The 2,445-nt window shown below is 49.2% G+C and carries 3 protein-coding genes; all 3 read left to right on the forward strand.

Features of this window, described 5'->3' with window-relative positions:
- The first annotated feature begins 109 nt into the window (after positions 1–109).
- Genes pseF through IBX50_RS19675 form a run of 3 tightly spaced genes read left to right on the forward strand, consistent with a single transcriptional unit; the run spans position 110 to position 2,361 of the window.
- Positions 110–805, forward strand: a complete 696-nt coding sequence (gene pseF / locus IBX50_RS19665) for a pseudaminic acid cytidylyltransferase (protein WP_292258091.1) — start codon at positions 110–112, stop codon at positions 803–805.
- 35 nt (positions 806–840) lie between these two features.
- Positions 841–1,218, forward strand: coding sequence for a hypothetical protein (locus IBX50_RS19670; RefSeq protein ID WP_292258092.1), 378 nt, complete (start codon positions 841–843; stop codon positions 1,216–1,218).
- 3 nt (positions 1,219–1,221) lie between these two features.
- A complete protein-coding gene (locus tag IBX50_RS19675; protein ID WP_292258093.1) occupies positions 1,222–2,361 on the forward strand; it encodes a hypothetical protein in 1,140 nt (379 codons plus the stop codon).
- Positions 2,362–2,445: the final 84 nt, after the last annotated feature.

Genomic DNA, 2,445 nt, shown 5'->3' on the forward strand with positions numbered 1-2,445 from the left:
CCTACTACTCCGAAGCCATCAGCATTCCCATGTTTCATGGCATGACGGATGAGCAGCAGGAAGAGGTGATTCATATTTTGCATCAAGTGCTGCAAGTGCAGGTATAACCATGAAAGTAGCCATCATTCCTGCCCGTGGCGGTAGCAAACGAATCCCCCGCAAAAATATTACAGAATTCTGTGGCCTACCCATGATTGCTCGGTCTATAGAAGCTGCTCTTGAAAGCGGGTGTTTTGATCGAGTCGTGGTATCAACAGACGACACTGAAATTGCTGAAGTGGCTCGCCAGTATGGTGCTGAGATTCCTTTTATGCGCCCAGCTGAATTAAGCGATGACTTTACCAGCACTCAGCCGGTTATCGCCCATGCCATCAACACCCTGCAAGCTGAAAGCAAACAGTCCATTACCCTGGCCTGTTGTATCTATGCCACTGCGCCTTTTATTCAAGCAGAAGACCTGCGAATAGGCTTGAACCTACTGCAAGAACAACAAGCTGACTTTGCCTTCAGTGTGACCAGCTATGCTTTTCCGATTCAACGGGCACTGCGTATCACACCAAACCAACGAGTGGAAATGCTCAACCCGGAACACTTTCAAACGCGCTCGCAGGATCTGGAAGAAGCCTGGCATGATGCAGGCCAGTTTTACTGGGGAACCAGGGAAGCCTGGCTCAGCGGCCAGCCAATCTTTGGAACCCATGCGACCCCAGTCGTATTGCCTCGCCATCGTGTACAGGATATTGATACACTGGAAGACTGGGACAGAGCTGAGTTTTTGTTCAAGGCGATGCAGAATAGTGAATAACCCGTCAGCAGAGTCTAAATAGGGAGTAAAATGCAATGGCAGGCTTTCCAGATAACTGGCCACAAAATTGCCCACCCATTGAGGCGGAAGATGCTGACGGTGTTGTGTATCGGGTTTGCAGTCAAAATCCACCTTCACAGCGCGACTTTCAGAGCCACGAAGAGTTGGGTAAGCGATCTTCAGGTGATCCATGTATGCGACGCGGCCTTTCAGTTTTTCGTGATCTGGCAGAAGCGCGCCATTTAACGGTACTTTTTCCAAAATTAGGCAGCAAGGTGTTCCGTGGTGACTTAAGCCAGGAACAGGGTAAGGTCAAGCACACACCGGCAAGACAGCGGCCATCGCATACCACTTGGTGGCCTTATGAAGGTATTGAGCGTGCGGCATCTTTCAAACTCATTGAAGAGGGGTAATGTATGGACTGGCAAGTAAAAGGTCTAGCCACTGACCCCGCCTATTTCAGCGGTTTTGAAATCCAGCATGTGCTGATAGAGTTTGATGGCCCAAGGCTATTTACGGCGCAAACTCCTGTCTGCAAAGCACTATTCATGCTGATCGACGAAGACGACCAAGCCATGCGCTTTATCGTTGCGCCAACAAATGTACACATCATAGAACAACTTGAACAAGGTTTAATGACCGTCAGGGCAGCAGTGGATCAGGCTTTGGCCTGGGTTGTCGAAACCGATTATACCTATACCGTTTCAGAAGCTTGGAGCACAACCTTAGCCGAACTACCAGAATCTGTTCTGCCGCAAAAGGGCATCATGCTATGGCCACACCTGCAACCCGCCTTTAGCCTGCGTGCTATTGGTGAAGGTTTGTCTGTGGGTGGTGTACCCGCGAGCGTGATCAAACAAGTTGTTGACGGTGCAAGTACCGCGTTGAGAAAGGCGGCATCCCACGTTTTGAATGAACCCAGCAAGCAAGGCCGTATCAAAAATTCACAAAAACGGCTGTATGACTTGCCCGTTCAGCACTTTGCCTACAACAGCTTTGAGGTGGCTTTTCGCTTACCCGAGGAACAGCAAGTCGACCTGCTGCGGGAAGATGAATCAGAAATGCAGCAGATTGGCACAGCACTAGCAAATGCCATTCAAAAGTCGATAGCTCCCGATGCTGATGCACTACTTGCAAACCTTGAGATAGAACTGCTGGAAGCCCTGGAAAAGCTGGTGCCACCCTTATCAGGCATCGTCACTGAATATGAGGTAGGTGGCACCATTTTAAGTAATGAAGGCAAGGCGTTCAGGTTGGACCGTGAGTCCTCTAAACAGGTGAAAGCGGTACTTCAACAGATTAGAGGGCGTGATGAAAAGATTGCAACGCTTGAGGGTGTTGTGGCTGAAATGGACAGGGATAACCTGAGCTTTACACTGCGCCAAACTTCGGATGGCAAGGATCATAATTGCACCTTCTCACCTGAAATTTTCGATGAAGTCATGGATGCATTCGTACAGGCAACAACCGTTGCCATCAGTGGGCGTGAAACTTTGAAAAACGGCAATATTGATGTATCCCTCTTCAATAAGGCCGGTAATGAACAGCTGCAATGAATAACAGTAACGACAAGTGCCTAAGTATTGTTTTCCGTACTGATGCCTCAATACAAATCGGCACCGGCCATGTCATGCGTTGCC

Source organism: Marinospirillum sp. (assembly GCF_014859565.1).

What these genes read in the sequence shown, in the direction of transcription:
- pseF (WP_292258091.1), top strand. Translation starts at nt 110, where the DNA reads ATGAAAGTAGCCATCATTCCTGCCCGTGGCGGTAGCAAACGAATCCCC.
- IBX50_RS19675 (WP_292258093.1), top strand. Translation starts at nt 1,222, where the DNA reads ATGGACTGGCAAGTAAAAGGTCTAGCCACTGACCCCGCCTATTTCAGC.
- IBX50_RS19670 (WP_292258092.1), top strand. Translation starts at nt 841, where the DNA reads ATGGCAGGCTTTCCAGATAACTGGCCACAAAATTGCCCACCCATTGAG.